The 17,888-nt window shown below is 72.0% G+C and carries 19 protein-coding genes and 1 pseudogene; 10 read left to right on the forward strand and 10 right to left on the reverse strand.

Annotated elements, in window-relative coordinates:
- Nucleotides 1–34: 34 nt before the first annotated feature.
- From ACIPV1_RS18285 to ACIPV1_RS18300, 4 genes are all read left to right on the forward strand, one after another.
- A complete protein-coding gene (locus tag ACIPV1_RS18285) occupies nt 35–907 on the forward strand; it encodes an HpcH/HpaI aldolase/citrate lyase family protein (RefSeq protein ID WP_402726985.1) in 873 nt (290 codons plus the stop codon).
- A 10-nt stretch (nt 908–917) separates the two neighbouring features.
- Complete coding sequence (locus tag ACIPV1_RS18290; protein ID WP_131877397.1) at nt 918–1,385, forward strand: DUF6264 family protein; 468 nt, start codon at nt 918–920, stop codon at nt 1,383–1,385.
- A gap of 108 nt (nt 1,386–1,493) precedes the next feature.
- Nucleotides 1,494–2,741, forward strand: a complete 1,248-nt coding sequence (locus tag ACIPV1_RS18295) for an FAD-dependent oxidoreductase (RefSeq protein WP_402726986.1) — start codon at nt 1,494–1,496, stop codon at nt 2,739–2,741.
- Between the two features lie 145 nt (nt 2,742–2,886).
- Nucleotides 2,887–3,765 (forward strand): aldo/keto reductase, encoded by an 879-nt coding sequence (locus ACIPV1_RS18300; RefSeq protein WP_214547183.1) that lies wholly within the window; start codon nt 2,887–2,889, stop codon nt 3,763–3,765.
- Nucleotides 3,766–3,860: 95 nt separating this feature from the next.
- Here ACIPV1_RS18300 and ACIPV1_RS18305 read toward each other — a convergent pair whose 3' ends face one another.
- Both ACIPV1_RS18305 and ACIPV1_RS18310 read right to left on the reverse strand, forming a co-directional pair.
- Nucleotides 3,861–4,346 (reverse strand): hypothetical protein, encoded by a 486-nt coding sequence (locus ACIPV1_RS18305; protein ID WP_194673306.1) that lies wholly within the window; start codon nt 4,344–4,346, stop codon nt 3,861–3,863.
- Nucleotides 4,346–4,756, reverse strand: coding sequence for a hypothetical protein (locus ACIPV1_RS18310; protein ID WP_123936814.1), 411 nt, complete (start codon nt 4,754–4,756; stop codon nt 4,346–4,348). The genes ACIPV1_RS18305 and ACIPV1_RS18310 overlap by 1 nt, the downstream gene beginning before the upstream one ends.
- 114 nt (nt 4,757–4,870) lie before the next feature.
- On the opposite strand from ACIPV1_RS18310, the gene ACIPV1_RS18315 reads away from it, so the two are divergent.
- The gene (locus ACIPV1_RS18315; protein ID WP_123293353.1) at nt 4,871–5,836 is read left to right on the forward strand and encodes an NAD(P)H-quinone oxidoreductase; all 966 of its coding nucleotides are present in this window, start codon (nt 4,871–4,873) and stop codon (nt 5,834–5,836) included.
- On the opposite strand, the gene ACIPV1_RS18320 is transcribed toward ACIPV1_RS18315, so the two are convergent.
- The gene (locus tag ACIPV1_RS18320) at nt 5,833–6,537 is read right to left on the reverse strand and encodes a TetR/AcrR family transcriptional regulator (RefSeq protein WP_402726987.1); all 705 of its coding nucleotides are present in this window, start codon (nt 6,535–6,537) and stop codon (nt 5,833–5,835) included. The two genes, ACIPV1_RS18315 and ACIPV1_RS18320, sit on opposite strands and share 4 nt — an antisense overlap.
- A 76-nt stretch (nt 6,538–6,613) precedes the next feature.
- On the opposite strand from ACIPV1_RS18320, the gene ACIPV1_RS18325 reads away from it, so the two are divergent.
- On the forward strand, nt 6,614–8,065 hold the full coding sequence (locus ACIPV1_RS18325) for a DHA2 family efflux MFS transporter permease subunit (RefSeq protein WP_402726988.1): 1,452 nt from the start codon (nt 6,614–6,616) through the stop codon (nt 8,063–8,065).
- 66 nt (nt 8,066–8,131) lie between these two features.
- Here the strand turns inward: ACIPV1_RS18325 and ACIPV1_RS18330 are convergent, their stop codons facing one another.
- From ACIPV1_RS18330 to ACIPV1_RS18360, 7 genes and pseudogenes are all read right to left on the reverse strand, one after another.
- Complete coding sequence (locus tag ACIPV1_RS18330) at nt 8,132–8,908, reverse strand: amino acid ABC transporter ATP-binding protein (protein WP_173170852.1); 777 nt, start codon at nt 8,906–8,908, stop codon at nt 8,132–8,134.
- Nucleotides 8,905–9,761 (reverse strand): annotated as a pseudogene (locus ACIPV1_RS18335) (amino acid ABC transporter permease). Before ACIPV1_RS18335 ends, ACIPV1_RS18330 begins: the two are co-directional and overlap by 4 nt.
- A gap of 4 nt (nt 9,762–9,765) precedes the next feature.
- Nucleotides 9,766–10,587 carry an ABC transporter substrate-binding protein gene (locus ACIPV1_RS18340; protein ID WP_123293348.1) on the reverse strand — a complete coding sequence of 274 codons (822 nt, stop codon included), beginning with the start codon at nt 10,585–10,587 and terminating at the stop codon, nt 9,766–9,768.
- Nucleotides 10,588–10,831: 244 nt separating this feature from the next.
- Nucleotides 10,832–11,140 carry a DUF3800 domain-containing protein gene (locus ACIPV1_RS18345; RefSeq protein ID WP_185020994.1) on the reverse strand — a complete coding sequence of 103 codons (309 nt, stop codon included), beginning with the start codon at nt 11,138–11,140 and terminating at the stop codon, nt 10,832–10,834.
- Nucleotides 11,141–11,164: 24 nt separating this feature from the next.
- Nucleotides 11,165–11,662, reverse strand: a complete 498-nt coding sequence (locus tag ACIPV1_RS18350) for a cupin domain-containing protein (protein WP_235035774.1) — start codon at nt 11,660–11,662, stop codon at nt 11,165–11,167.
- The gene (locus ACIPV1_RS18355) at nt 11,659–13,095 is read right to left on the reverse strand and encodes an amidohydrolase family protein (protein ID WP_402726989.1); all 1,437 of its coding nucleotides are present in this window, start codon (nt 13,093–13,095) and stop codon (nt 11,659–11,661) included. Before ACIPV1_RS18355 ends, ACIPV1_RS18350 begins: the two co-directional genes overlap by 4 nt.
- A complete protein-coding gene (locus tag ACIPV1_RS18360) occupies nt 13,092–14,780 on the reverse strand; it encodes an adenosylhomocysteinase (RefSeq protein WP_402726990.1) in 1,689 nt (562 codons plus the stop codon). Before ACIPV1_RS18360 ends, ACIPV1_RS18355 begins: the two co-directional genes overlap by 4 nt.
- Before the next feature lie 49 nt (nt 14,781–14,829).
- Between ACIPV1_RS18360 and ACIPV1_RS18365 the strand changes: the two genes are divergently transcribed.
- The 4 genes from ACIPV1_RS18365 (at nt 14,830) to ACIPV1_RS18380 (ending at nt 17,808) form a co-directional block, all read left to right on the forward strand.
- Complete coding sequence (locus ACIPV1_RS18365) at nt 14,830–15,105, forward strand: glutaredoxin family protein (protein WP_402726991.1); 276 nt, start codon at nt 14,830–14,832, stop codon at nt 15,103–15,105.
- Between the two features lie 124 nt (nt 15,106–15,229).
- The gene (locus tag ACIPV1_RS18370; protein WP_402726992.1) at nt 15,230–16,069 is read left to right on the forward strand and encodes an amidohydrolase family protein; all 840 of its coding nucleotides are present in this window, start codon (nt 15,230–15,232) and stop codon (nt 16,067–16,069) included.
- 42 nt (nt 16,070–16,111) lie between these two features.
- The gene (locus tag ACIPV1_RS18375) at nt 16,112–16,981 is read left to right on the forward strand and encodes a fumarylacetoacetate hydrolase family protein (RefSeq protein ID WP_402726993.1); all 870 of its coding nucleotides are present in this window, start codon (nt 16,112–16,114) and stop codon (nt 16,979–16,981) included.
- Entirely contained in the window at nt 16,981–17,808 is an 828-nt protein-coding gene (locus ACIPV1_RS18380; protein WP_402726994.1) for an SDR family NAD(P)-dependent oxidoreductase, read from the forward strand. Before ACIPV1_RS18375 ends, ACIPV1_RS18380 begins: the two co-directional genes overlap by 1 nt.
- Nucleotides 17,809–17,888 lie beyond the last annotated feature (80 nt).

Below are 17,888 nucleotides of genomic sequence, written 5' to 3' on the forward strand. Positions count from 1 at the left end.
GCGCCCGACGCGTCCGATGTGGTACCAACGGGGCATGGCCATCGACGACCGCACCACCCCGTCCGCCCCCACGCCGAACCGGCGTCGATCGGTCCCCGCCGAGATCTCCCGCTCGTGGCTGCTCGTCTCCGGCACCGCGACCGACCGGTTCGATAAGTCCCAGCGGTCCCGCGCCGACCAGATCATCCTGGACATCGAGGACGCCGTCGACCCCGCCGCCAAGCCCTCGGCACGGCAGGGCGTCGCCGCGTGGCTGGCCGGAGGCGGCGAGGCCTGGGTCCGGATCAACGACGTCACGACCGACTTCTGGGCCGACGACGTCGAAGAACTCCGCGGCCTGCCCGGACTGCAGGGCGTGATGCTCGCGAAGACCGAGTCCCCGGCCCAGGTCACCGACACGTGGCACCGGCTCGGCGGCCAGACCCCGGTGATCGCCCTGGTCGAGTCGGCGCTCGGCATCGAGGAGTCCGTCTCGATCGCGCGGGCCCAGGGCGCGTTCCGGCTGGCGTTCGGCTCCGGCGACTACCGCCGCGACACCGGCACGAGCGCCGACACCCTGGCGATGGCGTACCCGCGGTCGAAGCTCGTCGTCGCCTCGCGCGTCGGCGACCTGCCCGGCCCGATCGACGGCCCGACGGTGGGGTCGTCGCACCCGATCCTGCGCGAGCAGTCCCAGGTCGCGGTGTCACTCGGCCTGACCGGCAAGCTCTGCCTGGACACCGAGCAGCTGCCCGTCATCAACGAGGTCATCTCCCCCACCCCGACCGACGTCGCCTGGGCGCAGGACTTCCTCGACGACTTCGAGGCCCGCGGCAAGGTCATCCGCGACGGTTCCGACCTGCCCCGCCTGGGTCGGGCGCAGAAGATCCAGCGGCTCGCACAGGCGTTCGGCGTGGAAGCGCGGTAGGACTGCTCCCATGACCTGGTCCAACGTCCCCGGCGGTCCGCCGCAGTCCTCGCCCGGCCCCCAGGACCCGCAGCGCGCGGCCTGGGAGCACAGCGGCACCACGTTGTTCCCGCCGGCGAAGCTCGCCGACCGGATCTCGACCGTGCTGCTGCTGGCCTTCGGCGCCGTGATGACGATCGTCACCGCCGTCGTCGGCATCATCGCGGTCATCTCGGCGACCGCGACCTGCGATGCCTCGGCCGGGTGCTCGCCCGGCGGGTACATCGGCGGCACGGCCATCGCGGTCGGCGGCGCGTTCGTGATCGGCGTCGCCACGATCGTGCTGGCGATCGGCGCGTGGATCCGTCGGAAGTCGTCGTGGTGGATCGCCGCGGTCGGCTTCGTGCTCGCGATCGCCGTCATCACGTGGGGTGGGGTCGTCTTCGCGAACGCCGCCGACGACGAGACCGCGTCGTCCTCGGTGTCCGCGAGCGCCTAGCGCCGACGCGCACCACTTCTCCGACAGGACACGAGGTGATCACCTCGTGTCCTGTCGCGTCGTGCGTGCGCACAGTGCGCGGGTCCGACAGGGCGTAGCGTCCACGGCATGGTGACGGTGTCGCGGACGACGGTCGCGGTGGTCGGTGGTGGCCCCGCCGGGGTCGTCCTCGGTCTGCTGCTCGCCCGGGCCGGCATCGCGGTGCGCGTCATCGAGCAGCACGACGACTTCAACCGGGACTTCCGCGGCGACACCGTGCACGCCTCGACGATCCGGCTGCTCGACGAGCTCGGCCTCGGCGAGCGCTTCCGGGCCCTGCCGCAGTCACGGCTCGACGACTTCTCCCTGCCCATGTCCGACGGGTCACGGCTGCTGCTCGGCGACTTCTCGCGGCTGGATCCTCCGTACGACCACGTGGCGATGGTGCCGCAGTGGGACCTGCTCGACCTGCTCGTGACCGCTGCCCGGCAGGAACCGTCGTTCGACATCGCGATGGGCCTCGCGGCGACCGGGCTCATCGAGGAGAACGGCACCGTCACCGGGGTGCACCTCCGCCGGCGCGACGGCAGCGGCGAACCCGAGGAACTCCGCGCCGACGTCGTGATCGCGTGCGACGGACGGAACTCGGTCCTGCGCCGGGCGGCGGGGCTCGTGCCGCGGGCGTTCCCGGTGCCGTTCGACACCTGGTGGTTCCGGCTCCCCCGTCGGTCGGGCGACGCGGCGAGCGCCCTGACCCCCGCGTTCTCGGGCAACGACGTGCTGCTGAGCTTCCCGCGGCCCGACTACCACCAGGTCGCGTACTTCGCTCCGAAGGGCTCGGACGCGGCGCTGCGGGCCGAGGGGATCGACGCCTTCCGGGAGCGGGTGGCGCGGCTCCGTCCGGACTTCGCCGACCGGGTCGACGCGATCGGGTCGATGGACGACGTGCACGTGCTCGCCGTCCGGATGGACCGGTTGCGGCGGTGGTGGCTGCCGGGGCTGCTGTGCATCGGCGACGCGGCGCACGCGATGTCGCCCGTGGGTGGGGTGGGGATCAACCTGGCGGTGCAGGACGCCGTGGCGACGGCGGGGATCCTGGTTCCGTCGTTGCGGCACGGGCTCCGAGGTGCGGGGCTGGACGGTGCGCTGGCCGCGGTGCAACGCCGCCGGAGGCCGCCGGCAGTGATCGTCCAGTCGGCGCAGGCCGTGCTGCACCGCGTCGTGTTCGAGCGGGCGTTCGCCGGACGGCTGCAGGACGGGCCACCGCTGCTGCCCGTGCTGCTCGCCCGGTACGTGCCGCCGTCGCGGGGTCTCTACGCCCGGGGCATCGCGTTCGGGCCGCTTCCGGAGCACGCGCCGAGCTGGGCGCGGCGCTGAACGGAGCGGGCGCGGTGGACGGGACCGGATGGCGGACGGGAGGCGCGGGGCGGGGCCGCCACGGGCCTCCCGGTCGGCGGGTGGTCACCACCACTGCGCGACGCACCCTGTGCGCGACCGCGCAGCCCCGGCGCATGCTGGGGCCATGAAGCAACGAGTCATCGGAGACGTGTCGGTCAGCGCCATCGGTCTGGGCGGGATGCCCATGTCGATCGAAGGGCGCCCCGACGAACGACAGTCCATCGCGACCATCCACGCCGCGCTCGAGAACGGTGTCACGCTCATCGACACCGCGGACGCGTACCACCTGGCCGCCCACGACGAGGTGGGGCACAACGAGGAGCTCATCGCCCGGGCGGTCCGCGAGTTCCACGGCGACACCGAGTCGATCCTCATCGCCACGAAGGGCGGACACCTGCGACCGGAGGCCGGCGCCTGGGCGCAGAACGGCCACCCGGAGTACCTGAAGCAGGCAGCGAAGGCGTCGGCGAAGCGCCTCGGCGTCGAGGCGATCGGCCTGTACCAGTTCCACCGTCCGGACCCCGCGGTCCCCTACGCCGAGTCGGTCGGCGCGCTCGGCGAGCTGCTCGACGAGGGCGTCATCCGGATGGCCGGCATCTCGAACGCGGACCCCGACCAGATCCGGACGGCGAACGAGGTCCTCGACGGACGACTCGCCTCGGTGCAGAACCAGTTCTCGCCGAAGTTCCGGTCGAGCGAGCCGGAACTCGAGCTCTGCGACGAGCTCGGGATCGCGTTCCTGCCGTGGAGCCCGCTCGGTGGCATCGCGAGCGCCGCCGACCTCGGCACCGCCTACGAGGACTTCGCGTACATCGCACGCGACCGTGGCGTGACCCCGCAGGTCATCGCGCTCGCGTGGGAGCTGCAGAAGAGCGACGTGGTCGTCCCGATCCCCGGGGCGTCGCGGCCGCAGTCGATCCTCAACTCGCTGACCGCACCGACCGTGAAGCTGCGGCCGGAGGACGTCGCCCGTCTGGACGCGTCGCAGCCGGCGGCCGTCTGAGTCGCCTTCGTCCTGCCGCTCCACGACGCGTGACGACGCCCCGCAGTTCCGGTCGGAGCTGCGGGGCGTCGTGGTGTCGGGGCCGGGTGTGGCGACTAGTTGCTCGGGCAGACCGCCGAGACCTCGTTGAGCGAGGACTGCACGTCGGTCTGGGCGTCCTTCGCCTCGGCGGAGTCGCTCGAGCCGCTGGAGGTGAGCGCCGAGGCGTACGCCTTCGCGTCCTCGGTGAAGTCCTCGAAGGCGTCGTGGACGTCGTCGTTGGTGACCTTCGGCAGCGCGGCGTCGAGACGGTCGGTGAACTCGCCGACCAGCTTCGCCCGCGCAGCGGGGTCCGCCGGCGCCGAGGACGACGTCTGCTCGGCGATGAACGACTTGAGCTCGTTCTCGACCAGGGCGCACGCCTCGGTCTTGGTCTGCGCGGGAGCGGCGGCCGAGGTCTTCGACGGGGCGGACGTCTTCGACGTCTCCGTCGGGGCGCCGTCGTCGGACGAGCCGCCATCGCTGGACGAGCCGCCGGAGCAGCCCGCCAGCAGCGCCACGGCGACGAGCGCCGTGGTCACCGCGGTGAGGGTGCGGCGCATCAGGAGTTGCACTCCTTCTGGAAGGCATTGCCGGCGTCCTGCACCTTGGTGCTGGACTTCGTGAGCGCCGAGACGTCCGCCGACTGCGGGTCCTTCGCGATGTCCTCGATCTGGTCGACGAGGTCGCCGTAGGCGTCCTCGAACGCCTCGCCCTTGTCCTGCAGGGCGTCGTCGGACAGGTCGTCGACGCCGTCGGAGATCTTCTCGTCGAGCTCCTTGAGCTTCGTGACGGCGGCGTCCGGGTCGGACTGCAGGTTCGCGGCTTCGGACTGCACGCCCTCGGCGGCGGACTTGACCGTCTTCTCGAACTGGGTGCACTGGTCGGCCTTCGACGGCCCGGTCGAGCAACCGGCGAGCAGGGTGAGCGCGAGGCCAGCGGTGGCGAGCGCGATGAACTTGTTCTTCGGCATGGTGGAGAGTCCCCCTCGATCGGTCCGCACTCCCCCGGATGAGGTGCAGATCCGTCATCGAGCGTACATGGGGCACTCACAGGATGACCGGCCGCCCGGCGTACCGTCGAGGGCATGCGCGCCATCACGTTCGACGACACCACCATGTCCGTGACCGATCTGCCCGACCCGGTGCCCGCCGCGGGCGAAGTGCTCATCGAGGTCGCCGCCGCCGGGGTGAACAACGCCGACCTGCAGCAGCGCGCGGGGAACTACCCGCCGCCGCCCGGAGCCTCGGAGATCCTCGGGCTCGAGGTCTCCGGCACCGTCCGGGCACTCGGCGACGGGGTGACCTCGGTGGCCGTCGGCGACCGCGTGTGCGCCCTGCTGTCCGGCGGCGGCTACGCCTCGCTCGTCGTGGCTCCCGCGACGCAGGTGCTGCCGGTCCCCGACGCGGTCGACCTGGTCGAGGCTGCCGGCCTGCCCGAAGCCGCCTGCACCGTGTACTCGAACATCGGCATGCTCGCCGGACTCCGCCCCGGGCAGACCCTGCTCGTGCACGGTGGCACCGGCGGCATGGGCTCGCACGCCGTCCTGTGGGCGAAGGCCCTCGGTGCCACGGTGATCGCGACGAGCGGCGGTGACCGCAAGGTCCAGGCGTCGCGTGACCTGGGTGCCGATCTGGTGGTCGACCACCGCACCGAGGACTTCGTCGAGCGCGTCCTCGCGTTCACGGACGGCGTCGGGGTCGACGTGGTGCTCGACGTCGTCGGACCGTCGTACCTGGCGCGGAACCTGCAGGCCCTCGCACCCAACGGGCACATCGCCGTCATCGCCTCGGGCAGCGGCAGCACCGCCGAGCTCGACCTCGGCGCCCTGATGCGGAAGCGGGCGTCGATCAGCGGGACGACCCTGCGCGCCCGGCCGCTCGCCGAGAAGGCCGCGATCGTCGCCGCCGTCCGTGAGCACGTCTGGCCCTTCGTCGCCGACGGCAGCGTCCGCCCGGTGATCGACACCGTCCTGCCACTCGCCGAGGTCGAGGAGGCGCACCGGAAGGTCCGCGACGGCGAGGTCGTCGGGAAGGTGCTGCTGACGCTCTAGGCGCGTGGGCGGGCGGCGCCCGGGTGCCCTGCGCCCGGGTGCCCTGTACCCGGGTGCCCTGCGCCCGGGTGCCCTGCGCCCGGGTGCCCTGCGCCCGGGTCTGCCGCGCTCGGCCGCACCAGGTCGAGCACCTGCCCGCACTTCGCGCCGAACGTCGCACGGAGCAGGTCCGCCGCGTCGCGGTCCTCGTCGAACCGTGCGGGCATGTCGATCGCGAGCATGATCGCGAAGATCATCCCGCTGCCGAGGAAGCCCTGCACCTGGTCGTCCGGGATCCCCGCCTCGTCCCGCAGGAACCGGTAGATCTCGAGGAAGCCGTCGCGTGCGGCCGCACCGATCGCGGGCTCGGCACCGGAGACGAACCCCTGCAGCAGCACGGTGTGCAGGCCCTGCTCGGCAGCGAGGTCGACGAACTGCTCACCGATGACGTGCGCCGGCACGTCATCCGGGCCGAGGGTCGTCAGGGTCTCGCGCCAGGCGTCGAGCAGGATGCCGAGGGTGTCGCGGAAGACCTCGAGGAACAGCGCTTCCTTCGACCCGAACATCCGGACGACGTACGGCTGGCTGATGCCCGCCGCCGAGGCGATCTGGTCGGTGGTGGTGCCGTGGTACCCCTGGCGGCCGAACACCCCGCGTGCGGCTTCGAGGATCATCGCGCGACGCTGCGCTGCCGGCATCCGGACGGCTGTCTCCGTGCTCATGGTTGACATGTTATCAGTCGATTACTACAGTCCGGTGAGACAAGTAATCATCGGATTACCAACGACTGGAGACACCATGTCCCGACGCATCCCCGTTTGGCTCGCGATCGCCGCCGCGTCCCTCCCGATGTTCATGGCGACGCTCGACAACCTCGTCGTCACCAGCGCACTCCCCGCCGTGCACGCCGACCTCGGCGCCTCGGTCGAGGAGCTGCAGTGGATCACCAACGCCTACACGCTCGCCTTCGCCGCCCTGATGCTGCTGGCCGTCGGCCTCGGCGACCGCATCGGCCGCCGCCACCTGTTCATCGCCGGCATCGGCGTCTTCACCGTCTCATCGGCCTTCGCCGCGATGAGCACCGACCCGACCGCCCTCATCGTCTGGCGCGCGGTCGAGGGGGCCGGCGCCGCGGCGATCATGCCCCTGTCGCTGACCCTGCTCGTCGGCAGCGTCCCGGACCGCCTGCGGACCGTGGGCATCGGCGTCTGGGGCGGCATCTCCGGCCTCGGCGTCGCGCTCGGCCCGCTCATCGGCGGAGCCGTCGTCGAGAGCTGGAGCTGGGAGGCGATCTTCTGGCTCAACGTTCCCGTCGGCGTGATCGCGATCCCGCTCGCCCTGTTCGCCCTGCCGAACACCCGTGGCGCCCGGGTCCGGACCGACGTCCTCGGCGTCGTGTTCGCGGGTCTCGGGGTGCTCGGCGTCGTGTTCGGCATCGTCCGCGGCAACGACGCGGGCTGGACGAGCACCGAGGTGCTGGTCGGCCTCATCGGTGGCGGCGCACTGCTCGTCGCGTTCGTCGTCCGCCAGGCCACGACGGCCGCACCGCTCCTGCCACTCCGGTTCTTCCGCGACCGCAGCTTCACCCTCGCCAACCTCGTCGCCATGACGTTCTCGTTCGGCGCGTTCGGGTCGGTCTTCATCCTGATCCAGTTCCTGCAGGTGGTGCAGGGCCGGTCACCGCTCGAGGCCGGCGTCTGGACGATGCCGTGGACGCTCGCACCGATGGTCGTCGCGCCGCTCGCCGGGATCATCGCACCACGGGTCGGCACCCGGGTGCTCATCGCCGGCGGCATGGCGTTCCTGTCCGCCGGACTGTTCTGGATCGCCGCCACGATGTCCGCCGACGTCACCTTCACCGGCCTCCTGCCCGGCTTCCTGCTCGCCGGCATCGGCATGGGCGCCGTGTTCGGGCCGATCTCGACCGCCGTGCTCGCGCGGATGCCGCAGGACGACCACGCGAAGGCCTCCGGCGCGAACTCCACCCTGCGCGAGATCGGCGTCGCACTCGGCATCGCGGTGCTCACCGCCGTGTTCACCGGTGCCGGCGGCCAGCTCACGCCCACCGGTTACGTCGACGCGGCACAGCCCGCCGTATTGGTCGGAGCGGCCGTCGTCGCGGCTTCGGCACTCGTCGCCGTGTTCCTGCCGGCAGGTCGCGGATCCCACGTCCCCGAGGTGGTCGCCGATGACGACCTGGGCCCACGCCGCCGGTTCCGGGTCGACGCGCCAGCGGCGAGCCGGCCGTGACGGTGGGGAGAGGCCCGGCCCACGCCCGCCGTCCCGGCTCCCGTCGCGTAGTCGCCCGGTCTGGTCCTAGGCGTGGACGCGGGAGAGGAACTCGACCAGCGCCGGGTGCTGCGGGGCGTCGAGGACCTGGGCGGGGACGCCCTGCTCGACGACCTCTCCCCGGTGCAGGAACACGATCCGGTCGGCCACGTTCCGCGCGAAGTGCATCTCGTGCGTGGTCATCAGGATCGTCGACCCCTGCCGCTTCAGCTCCGTGACCAGGTCGAGCACCTCACCGACGAGCTGGGGGTCGAGGGCACTCGTGACCTCGTCGAGCAGCAGGAGCTCGGGGTCGGACGCGATCGCCCGGACGATGGCCACGCGCTGCTGCTGGCCGCCGGAGAGCCGGTCCGGGTAGGCGTCGGCGAACTCCGCCAGCCCGATCCGTTCGAGCAGCCGACGCGCGGTCGCCTCGGCCTCGGCCCGGCCGACGCCGTGCACCTGCCGTGAGGCGAGCGTCACGTTGTCGAGCACGCGCATGTGCGGGAACAGGTTGAACTGCTGGAAGACCACGCCGATCCGCGCACGGACACCGTCGACCGCGACGCGGGGATCGGCGATGTCGGTGCCCTGCAGCAGGATCTCGCCGTCGTCGATGCCCTCGAGCAGGTTCACCGTCTTGAGCAGGGTCGACTTGCCCGAGCCGGACGCCCCGATGACGCAGATGACCTCGTGGCGGTGCAGCGTCAGGTCGATGCCGCGCAGGACCTCGTGCTCGCCGAAGGCCTTGCGCAACCCGCGCAGCTCGAGGACCGCAGCGTCCGCACCGGACGCACCACGGGCCTCCTGGCCGACCTCGCTCATACGGTCCCTCCGATCTGCTCGCGCCGCTGCTGGCGGCGCGCGATCGCGTCCGTGACGCGGATCAGCGGCAGGCTGATCACCACGAACAGCAGCCCCGCGACGAAGTACGGCGTGAAGTTGTAGGTCTCCGCCTGCGCGATCTGCGCCGAACGGACCGCGTCGACGGCGCCGAGGATCGACACCAGGCCGACGTCCTTCTGCATCGAGACGAAGTCGTTCATCAGTGCCGGTGTGACCTTGCGGATCGCCTGCGGCAGCACCACGAGTCGCAGCGTCTTGGCGTGCGAGAGCCCGAGCGACCGCGCGGCCAGACGTTGCGAGGGGTGCACGGCCTCCATGCCGGCACGCAGGACCTCAGCGATGTACGACGAGTACGTCAGGACGATCGCGATGGTGCCCCAGACCTCGGCGGGCAACCGCGGGAACACCCCGAGACCGGGGATCCCGTAGCCGACCAGGTAGAGCACGATGATGAGCGGCAGGCCGCGGAACAGGTCCGCAGCGGGAAGAAGACCGGGTTCCGCAGCCCCCGCACCACTGCGAGCAGGGTGCCGAACACGGCGACGCCGATGGCGCTGAAGAACAGGATCCGGACGTTCAGCCAGAGGCCCAGCAGGATGTCCGGGAACGTGTCGATCGCTGTCTGCGGGTCGAAGAACGACTGCTGGACCGCTGCCCAGCCGGGGGTGTTCACGACGCCGAAGTAGGCGATCGCGATCACCACGAGCGTCGACACCACCGACACCACGATCGACCGGCGTCCGCGCTGCCGGCGGTAGAGCCGACGTTCGAGCTCGACCTGGCTCGGCGCGGCTGCGGCGACCGGGGTCCCGGCGCCTGCTGGCACGGTCATGCGGTTACTTCAGGACCGGGGTGTTGGTCTCCGAGGAGAGCCACTTGGTCTGCAGGTCCTCGAGCGTGCCGTCGTCCGTCAGCGACTTGAGTGCCTTGTCCACCTTGCTCGTGAGCTCCGAGCCCTTCGGCAGGACGAAGCCGAACTGGTCGCCCTTGCCGTCGGACGGGAACTGCGCCGACACCGTGCCGTCGTCGAGCTGCGCTGCGGCCATGTAGAACGCCGTCGGCAGGTCGGTGACGATCGCGTCGATCTGGCCCGACTTCAGTGCGAGGACGGCGTCGTCGTTCGAGTTGAAGACCTGCGGGGTGATCCCGAGCACGCTCTTCACGCTGGCGATCGACGTGGACCCGGTGGCGACGCCGATCGCGTCCTTCTTGAGGGCGGCGATGCTCGTGTCGTCGACGGCCTTCGAGGTGCTGGTCGTCACCACGGCCTGCGTGGTCGTGTAGTACGCGCTCGACATGTCGACGGCCTTCTTGCGCTTCGCGTCGATCGAGAACTGCTGGACGTTGAGGTCCCAGTCCTTCGGGCCCGGTGCGATCGCGCTGTCGAAGGTGCTGCGCTTCCACACGACGTCGGACTTGGCGTAGCCCATCTCCTTCGCGACCGCGTAGGCGACGGCGGACTCGAAGCCCTTGCCGGACTCCGGCTTGTTGTCCTCGATCCACGGCGAGTACGCCGGTTCACCGGTGGCGACCGTCAGCTTGCCGTCGGTGACGGTGCCGTCTTCGTTGCTGCCGCTGCCGGCGGCGCACGACGTCAGGGCGAGGGCGGCGACCGCGGCTGTTGCGACGGCGAGGGTGAGGCGGAGGGATCGGGTCACGGTCGGGCCTTCGTGCGAGGGGGGTGGGGGCAGGTCGAAGTGTACTTCGCGGTGGGATACCAACGCGACTCCGGGTGCCCCTCGTGACCCGGTCTCGTGTCACACACCAGTCGACGGGTCGACGTCTGGCTGGTAATCTGGCGACGCGGGCTGAACCGAGCGCATGCTCGGCTAAGGTCTGAGATCAAGGGGCGTCCCAGCACGGGGCGCCCCCTTTCTGTTCTCGGAACGCTCCCGAACGCGATCACGGCCAGACGACGATGGCGTCGCGCCGAGCGTTCGTCACCTCGGTGCGCCAGACGGGCCGCAGCTCGTCCCACATCGTCTCGTCGCAGACGCTGCCGCTCTTCGGGCCAGGCGACTGGAACCGCCGGAACCCCGCGTACGCGACCAGGTCGGCCGCCTGGACGAAGTAGGACGACGCCGAGTCACGAGGCACCGGATCCTCGACGAGCAGCGGCGCGCTGACACGAGAACCCCCTGGTGCGAAGCTGTGCCGCCGGAAGCGCCGGTGGATCGCGCGGACCGTCGCGTCGTCGCCCGCGTCGTGCACGAGGATGATCGGCTTGCCGGTACGTCAGTCGGCCATCGTGAAGTCCTCGAACGAGAAGCCCGGCGACACCAGGCAGCTCAGCAGCACCTCGCCGTCGTTCGGGATCGTCCGCTGCCACACGCCGCCGCGCACGAACGCCTGTGCGTCGTTCACCCGGTCACGTCCGGCGTCGGGCCCGAGGGTGATCCGCGCACCGGGCTCGGGAGCATCGCCGGAGCCGCCGAGTTCGAGCTCGACGGTGTCCGGACCGTGCCACATCCAGATCTCGTCGCTCGTCACCCGGTGCCAGGCCGAGGCCTCGCCCGGGGGCAGCAGGAAGTGGATCAGGGTCGCGGCGGGGCGGTCCCCCGCGGGCGTCGTCACCGTGGCCGGCGAGGTCCAGGTGCGGACGTACCAACCACCTTCGGGGTGCGGCTCCATGCCGAGGGCGATGGCGCGCTTCGGCACGTCGAGCCACTCGATCAGTTCGCCGTCGACGGTGCGACGGGCGGCCATGCCGGGGCGGGGTGCGGTCTCGGTCATGATTCCTCCACAGGGATGACAGGGCGGGCGGGGCGGTCGGGCGATGACGCGGGCACGCCGGTCAGTGCTCCGTCGACGGCGCGGACGACCCCACGGATGACGGTCGCGGACGCACGCCCGGCACCGTCCTCGACGAGCTCGGCGAGTGCGTCGGGCACGGTCCGGGCGTCGACGTCGAAGACGGCCAGGTCGGCGCGGGCGCCCACGGCGAGGTGGCCGATGCGGTCCGGGCCGACGGCGAGTCCCATGGCGTGCGCACCACCGAGCGTCGCCGCAGACAGGAGCCGCTCGTGCAGGTCCCGGTGCCCGTAGCCCTGGGCACGGGCGATCCGGTGCAACGCCGTGACGTCGGCCATCAGGTCGAGGGACGGTGACGACGACAGCGAGTCGGTGCCGATGGCGATCGGGCTGCCCTCGCGCAGGTAGTCGGCGACGGGAGGCGGGTCGAGGCCGATGACGGCGTTCGACCGCGGGCACAGTGCGACTGCGGTGCCGCGAGCGCGCAGGAGCGCCCGGTCGGCAGCGGTCATGTACACGCCGTGCGCGATGTGGCAGTCCGGGCCGAGCACCCCGAGCCGGTCGACGAACGCGGTGGCGCTCGCCCCGAACCCGAGTGCCCGGAGCGCCCGGAACGAGGGCACGTTCGCCAGGTGCCAGTCGTTGCCGTGGCCGACGCCGTCGACGCCGTCGAGTCCGGGGACCGGTCCGAGGGCGATGCGCTCACCTTCGAAGGCGGCCTCGCCGAGGTGCAGGTGCAGGCGGAGCCCACGCTGCCGGACGATGTCGGGGAGTTCGAGGAGGGGCGCGACCTCGAGCGAGTACGGCGCATGCGGCGACAGACCGGCGCCGGGGTTCGTCGGGATCCGGGCGAGTTCGTCGAGCACCTGGTCGCGGCCGTGCGACTGCCAGGCGTCGTTCTCCCAGTCCATCACCTCCCAGTAGGCGATGCCGCCGAGCCCGGCATCCTCGAGCGCGGTGGAGGCCTCGATGTCGGTGACGATGTCCGCGATGCTCGTGACGCCCCCGCGGATCGAGGCGGCGGCACCAGCGGCTGCTTCGGCCCGCCAGTCGTGCGGTTCGGCGTAGTCCTGGTTGAACGCGGACGCCCAGTCCTCGAAACCGTTGTACTGGCCTCGGCCGACACTGGCCATGCCGGTGTACTGCAGGTGCGAGTGCGCGTTGACGAGGCCCGGCAGGAGGGCTCCGCGCCACTGCCGTTCGGTGAACGTCGCACCCGAGCGGGCGAGCTGGTCGACGACCCAGGACCGGTCGCCGACGTGCAGGATGCGGCCGTCCTGCACGGCGACGGCACCGTCGGCGATCGGGGGCGCGGTCATCGGCACGACGACGCGCGCCGAGTGCACGACGACGGAGTGGTCGGCACGCGGGTGCGCGGCGATCGGGTGCACGTCGCTCGGGTGCACGGCGCTCATGCGGGGTCTCCGAAACGACGCGTCCGGACGTCCGGCTCGCGGTCCGCAGGGTGTTCGGCTGGAAGGCCGGGAGGAACGGGGCGCGCTCCGAACGCGGCGAGCGCCACGCGGGCGGTCGCGTCGTCGACCGCGGGATCGATGGGCACGACGGCTCGCTCCAGTTCGTCGCCGCGCTCCAGCAGCATGCGGACGGCCCCGAGCTGCGCGGCGAAGGACAGGTCCATGATCTCGATCGGGTTGCCCTCGGCCGCGGTGATGTTGATGCAGCCGCCGCGGTCGAGCACGATGGGTCCGCCCTCGGCGTCGGGGAACACGAGGCGCTCGGCCTTCGGACCCACTGGCCGCAGTCCGGCTCCGGCGGCGCGGGCGTCGTCGAGCGCGACCTCGTGGTCGACCCCGCCCGCGACGGCGACGACGGCGCCGTCCGCGCACGAGCGCAGCACGCGCAGGTCGATGGTGTCGGCGACCCCGGTGGCGCTCACCACGAGGTCGGCGTCCTGCACCGCCTCGGCGAGCGGCGCGACGGCGTGGCCGGCGAACAGCGCCTGCAGGGCGCGCACCGGGTCGGTCTCGGCGACCGTGACCCGGAAACCGAGGGCGGTGAGCACCAACGCGACCCCCTCGCCGACGTGCCCGAACCCGGCGACGACCGCCGCGCCTCCCGAGATCGCTCGGTGTGTACCGGACGGGAGCCCGTCGACCAGGTCGAGCATCGCGAACACCGTCGACTGCCCGGTGCCGTACCGGTTGTCGAAGAACGTCTTGGTGCGGGCGTCGTTGACGGCGACCACGGGGATGCCGAGCTCGCCCCGCGACGCCATCACGCGCAGGGGTCGGAGGCCGCTCGTGGTCTCCTCGGCCGCGCCGAGCATCGTCGGCAGCAGGTCCGGACGCTCCTGGTGAGCGAGCCGGATGACGTGGGAACCGTCGTCGAGCAGGATGTGCGGCCGGGTGTCGAGCATCGCGAGGGCGAGCGCCTTCTGCTCCGGCAGCGAGGCCGTGCTGCTCGCGTGCACCGTGAGCCCCGCTGCCCGGAGCGACGCGGCCACGGCGTCGTCGGTCTCGTCGGCGTGCGCGTAGACGACGACCTCGGCACCGGCGTCGCGGAGGAGCAGGCTCAGCACCGCCGTCTTCGGCTCGAGGAACATCGCGACGCCGATGCGGGTGCCGCGCAGGAGTCCGCCGTCGCGGAGTTCGGCGGCGACCGCGCGCGAGACGGGCATCGAGCGCCGTGCCCAGCGCAGCCGGGCGTCGGCGGCCGGGTCGTCCTCGGGGTCGCGGCCGGTGGAGACCAGGAAGACGTCGTCGGAGAGCATGGGGACGCCGAGCACGCCGGGGCGGGCGGTGACGACGGGGCCGAAGGCGTCCTCGTCGACCGCGGGCAGGTGCCGGCCGGCGTCGATCACGATGAGCGTGGCGCCGCGGGGGCGGTCCGCCTCGCGCTCGATGACGGGGGTGGAGTCCTCGGGGGAACCGAGGCACCAGAGCTGGTCGATCGGTTCGTGCTCCGCGGCCGGGCGCGCACCGAGGCCGGTCAGCAGGCCGTGCAGCGCCGACGCGTCGCGGAGGTCGCCACCGACGATGCGGAACCGACGGGCCGCGACGAGCAGGTTCGTGACCGCGGCGAAGCGTCGGACGGCCGCCGACGCCCAGGATCGCGTCTCGGGGTCGGGTCCTGGCGGCATGCCCCAATCGTAGGGAATGCGCGGGGCCCCGCCGACGTACTCTCTGGGCATGAGCGATGCATCCACGACCGAAGTGTTCGACAAGGTGACGATGTTCGGCGCGGACTGGTGCCGCGACTGCCGCCGGTCCAAGGCGCTGCTCGACACCCTCGGCGTCGACTACGAGTACGTCGACGTCGAGCAGGACCTGTCGGCGGCCGACCGTGCCGAGGCGATCAGCGGGCGGAAGAACATCCCCGTCGTGGTGCTGCCGAACGGCAAGCACTTCGTCGAGCCGTCGGACGCCGAGCTGCGCGCCGAGCTCGAGGCCCCCGGCGCCGTCTGAGCCGCGGACTTTCGCGCCCAGCGACACGTCACGCCGACAGGCGCCCGTGACGTGTCGCTGGGCGCGAAAAGTCGTCGGCTGGCACACCCGGGCGGACATCGGATGAATCGGGCATCATGAGGGCGTGATCATCGACGCTCACCACCACCTCTGGGACCCCGCCGACCGGCCGTACCCCTGGATGGACGACTCCGTCGCCCCGATCCGCCGCCGGTTCGACGTGGACGACCTCCGCGCAGCGACGCAGCACACCGGCGTGACGCGGACCATCGTCGTGCAGGCCGTGCACGATCCCGACGAGACGGCCTGGCTCCTCGAGCAGCCCGCCCCCGTCGCGGGCGTCGTCGGCTGGGTTGACCTGACCGCGCCGGACGTGGCGGACCGGATCGCCGCCGTCCGTGCGCTCCCCGGCGGTGATCGCCTCGTCGGCATCCGGCACCTGGCACAGGACGAACCGGACCCCGGCTGGCTCGGCCGCCCCGACGTCGCCCGCGGGGTACGAGCCCTCGCCGGTGCCGGCCTGGTGTTCGACTTGCTCGTCCGCGCCCGAGAGCACTCGGCCGCGCTGGCCCTGGTCGACGCCGTCCCCGACGCATCGTTCGTGCTGGACCACGCCGGCAAACCATCGATCGACACGGGTGACCCGGCCTGGCCCGGACGGATGGCCGACTTCGCTGCACGCCCGAACGTCACGTGCAAGGTCTCCGGCTTGCTCACCGAGGCCGGACCGGACTGGCGCGACCGCCCGGTCGACCGGTACGTCCGTGAGGTCGTGGAGCAGTTCGGCCCCGAGCGGTCGTTGTTCGGCTCGGACTGGCCGGTCTCGACCCTGGCGACCGGGTACGCGGCGGTCGTGCAGCGGACGACGGACGCACTCGCCGACCTGTCGACGACCGAGCACGACGCCGTCTTCGGCGGCACCGCGGCGCGCATCTACCTTGTCCCGAGGACCACGCAGACATAGGATGTTTCTGGCTGCACTGGCGCAGCCGGAGAGCGAGGAACGATGCAGTTCGCACGACTCGGCCCGGCGGGGAGCGAGATCCCCGTGGCCATCGACACCGACGGCGAGGTCTTCGACCTCCGCTCGATCACCAGTGACATCAGCGGGTCCTTCCTGGCCTCGGACCCGGTCGGCCGCGTCGACCACGCCCGCAGCGCCGGCGACCTGACGATCATCGGCCGGGACCGGGCCGACGGCATGCGGCGCGGGGCACCGATCGCCCGCCCCGGCAAGGTCGTCTGCATCGGCCTGAACTACCGCGACCACGCCGCCGAGACCGGCGCCGACATCCCCACCGAACCGATCGTGTTCATGAAGGACCCGATGACGGTGATCGGCCCCGACGACGAGGTCCTGATCCCCCGGAACAGCAGGAAGACCGACTGGGAGATCGAGCTCGCGATCGTCATCGGCCGCACGGCTCGGTACTGCGAGACCGATGCGGACGCCGAGGCCTCCATCGCCGGCTACGCCATCGCGAACGACGTGTCCGAGCGGGAGTTCCAGCTCGAACGCGGCGGGCAGTGGGACAAGGGGAAGTCCTGCGAGACCTTCAACCCGCTCGGGCCGTGGCTGGTGACGCCCGGGTCGCTCGCCGCCGCCGGCCTCGACCCCGCGGCACTCGCGCTCCGGCTGACCGTCAACGGCGAGGTCCGGCAGGACGGCACCACCGCCGACATGATCTTCCGTCCTGTGGAGATCGTCCGGTACCTGTCACAGTTCATGGTGCTGTACCCCGGCGACGTCATCAGCACGGGGACCCCGGCAGGCGTCGCGCTGGCCGGACACGCGCCCTACCTGCAGCCCGGCGACGTCATCGAGCTCACCGCCGACGGGCTCGGCTCGCAGCGCCAGACGGTCGGAGCAGCCTGATGGCGGACGCAACCGGCAGCGCCGGCACCGGCGGCGGCGCCGGCCGCACTAGCAGCGCCGGCGGAACCGGCTCCGGCAGCGCCGGCAGCCACGACGGCGTCCGGGCCATCGTCACCGGGGGCGCGTCCGGCATCGGCGCAGCGATCGCCGCTGCCCTGCGGGACCGCGGTGCGACGGTCGCCGTGCTCGACCTCCAGCCGTCGACCGCCGAGGGGTTCCTCTCGGTCACGTGCGACGTCAGCGACGACGCGTCGGTCCGCGCCGCCGTCGCCACCGCCGTCGAGCAGCTCGGCGGCCTCGATGTCCTGGTCAACAACGCCGGCATCGGCGCCCAGGGCACGGTCGAGGACAACGACGACGACGAGTGGCGCCGCGTGTACGAGGTCAACGTCCTCGGGGCCGTCCGGCTGTCGCGGGCTGCGCTCCCCCACCTGCGGGCCTCTGGCAACGCGAGCATCGTGAACACCTGCTCGATCGCCGCCACTGCAGGGCTGCCCCAGCGAGCGCTGTACTCGGCGACCAAGGGCGCGATCGCCGCCCTGACCCGCGCGATGGCCGCCGACCACATCCGCGAGGGCATCCGCGTCAACGCCGTCAACCCCGGTACGGCCGACACTCCGTGGGTCGCGCGGTTGCTGTCCACCGCGGGCGACCCGGCCGCCGAGCGCGCTGCCCTCGAGGCCCGGCAGCCGCACGGTCGGCTCGTGCAGGCGGAGGAGGTCGCCGAGGCGGTCGCCTACCTGACGAGCCCGCTCGCCCGGTCCACGACGGGCGTCGACCTGGCCGTCGACGGCGGGATGCAGGCCCTCCGGCTGCGGCCCGCTTGATGGTCCGGCCGTGACGACCGGGAGGCCCGGCTATCGTCGACCTGTCGGCTCGCGTCCGCGAGCGGGCCGGGATCAGGAGG

The organism is Curtobacterium sp. NPDC089991 (assembly GCF_044748425.1).
In the GTDB taxonomy this organism is placed as follows: Bacteria; Actinomycetota; Actinomycetes; order Actinomycetales; family Microbacteriaceae; genus Curtobacterium.

Excerpts from the sequence above, each read along its gene's own strand:
- ACIPV1_RS18285 (WP_402726985.1), top strand. The coding sequence starts at position 35 with ATGGCCATCGACGACCGCACCACCCCGTCCGCCCCCACGCCGAACCGG.
- ACIPV1_RS18290 (WP_131877397.1), top strand. The coding sequence starts at position 918 with ATGACCTGGTCCAACGTCCCCGGCGGTCCGCCGCAGTCCTCGCCCGGC.
- ACIPV1_RS18295 (WP_402726986.1), top strand. The coding sequence starts at position 1,494 with ATGGTGACGGTGTCGCGGACGACGGTCGCGGTGGTCGGTGGTGGCCCC.
- ACIPV1_RS18300 (WP_214547183.1), top strand. The coding sequence starts at position 2,887 with ATGAAGCAACGAGTCATCGGAGACGTGTCGGTCAGCGCCATCGGTCTG.
- ACIPV1_RS18305 (WP_194673306.1), bottom strand. The coding sequence starts at position 4,346 with ATGCGCCGCACCCTCACCGCGGTGACCACGGCGCTCGTCGCCGTGGCG.
- ACIPV1_RS18310 (WP_123936814.1), bottom strand. The coding sequence starts at position 4,756 with ATGCCGAAGAACAAGTTCATCGCGCTCGCCACCGCTGGCCTCGCGCTC.
- ACIPV1_RS18315 (WP_123293353.1), top strand. The coding sequence starts at position 4,871 with ATGCGCGCCATCACGTTCGACGACACCACCATGTCCGTGACCGATCTG.
- ACIPV1_RS18320 (WP_402726987.1), bottom strand. The coding sequence starts at position 6,537 with ATGAGCACGGAGACAGCCGTCCGGATGCCGGCAGCGCAGCGTCGCGCG.
- ACIPV1_RS18325 (WP_402726988.1), top strand. The coding sequence starts at position 6,614 with ATGTCCCGACGCATCCCCGTTTGGCTCGCGATCGCCGCCGCGTCCCTC.
- ACIPV1_RS18330 (WP_173170852.1), bottom strand. The coding sequence starts at position 8,908 with ATGAGCGAGGTCGGCCAGGAGGCCCGTGGTGCGTCCGGTGCGGACGCT.
- ACIPV1_RS18350 (WP_235035774.1), bottom strand. The coding sequence starts at position 11,662 with ATGACCGAGACCGCACCCCGCCCCGGCATGGCCGCCCGTCGCACCGTC.
- ACIPV1_RS18355 (WP_402726989.1), bottom strand. The coding sequence starts at position 13,095 with ATGAGCGCCGTGCACCCGAGCGACGTGCACCCGATCGCCGCGCACCCG.
- ACIPV1_RS18360 (WP_402726990.1), bottom strand. The coding sequence starts at position 14,780 with ATGCCGCCAGGACCCGACCCCGAGACGCGATCCTGGGCGTCGGCGGCC.
- ACIPV1_RS18365 (WP_402726991.1), top strand. The coding sequence starts at position 14,830 with ATGAGCGATGCATCCACGACCGAAGTGTTCGACAAGGTGACGATGTTC.
- ACIPV1_RS18375 (WP_402726993.1), top strand. The coding sequence starts at position 16,112 with ATGCAGTTCGCACGACTCGGCCCGGCGGGGAGCGAGATCCCCGTGGCC.
- ACIPV1_RS18380 (WP_402726994.1), top strand. The coding sequence starts at position 16,981 with ATGGCGGACGCAACCGGCAGCGCCGGCACCGGCGGCGGCGCCGGCCGC.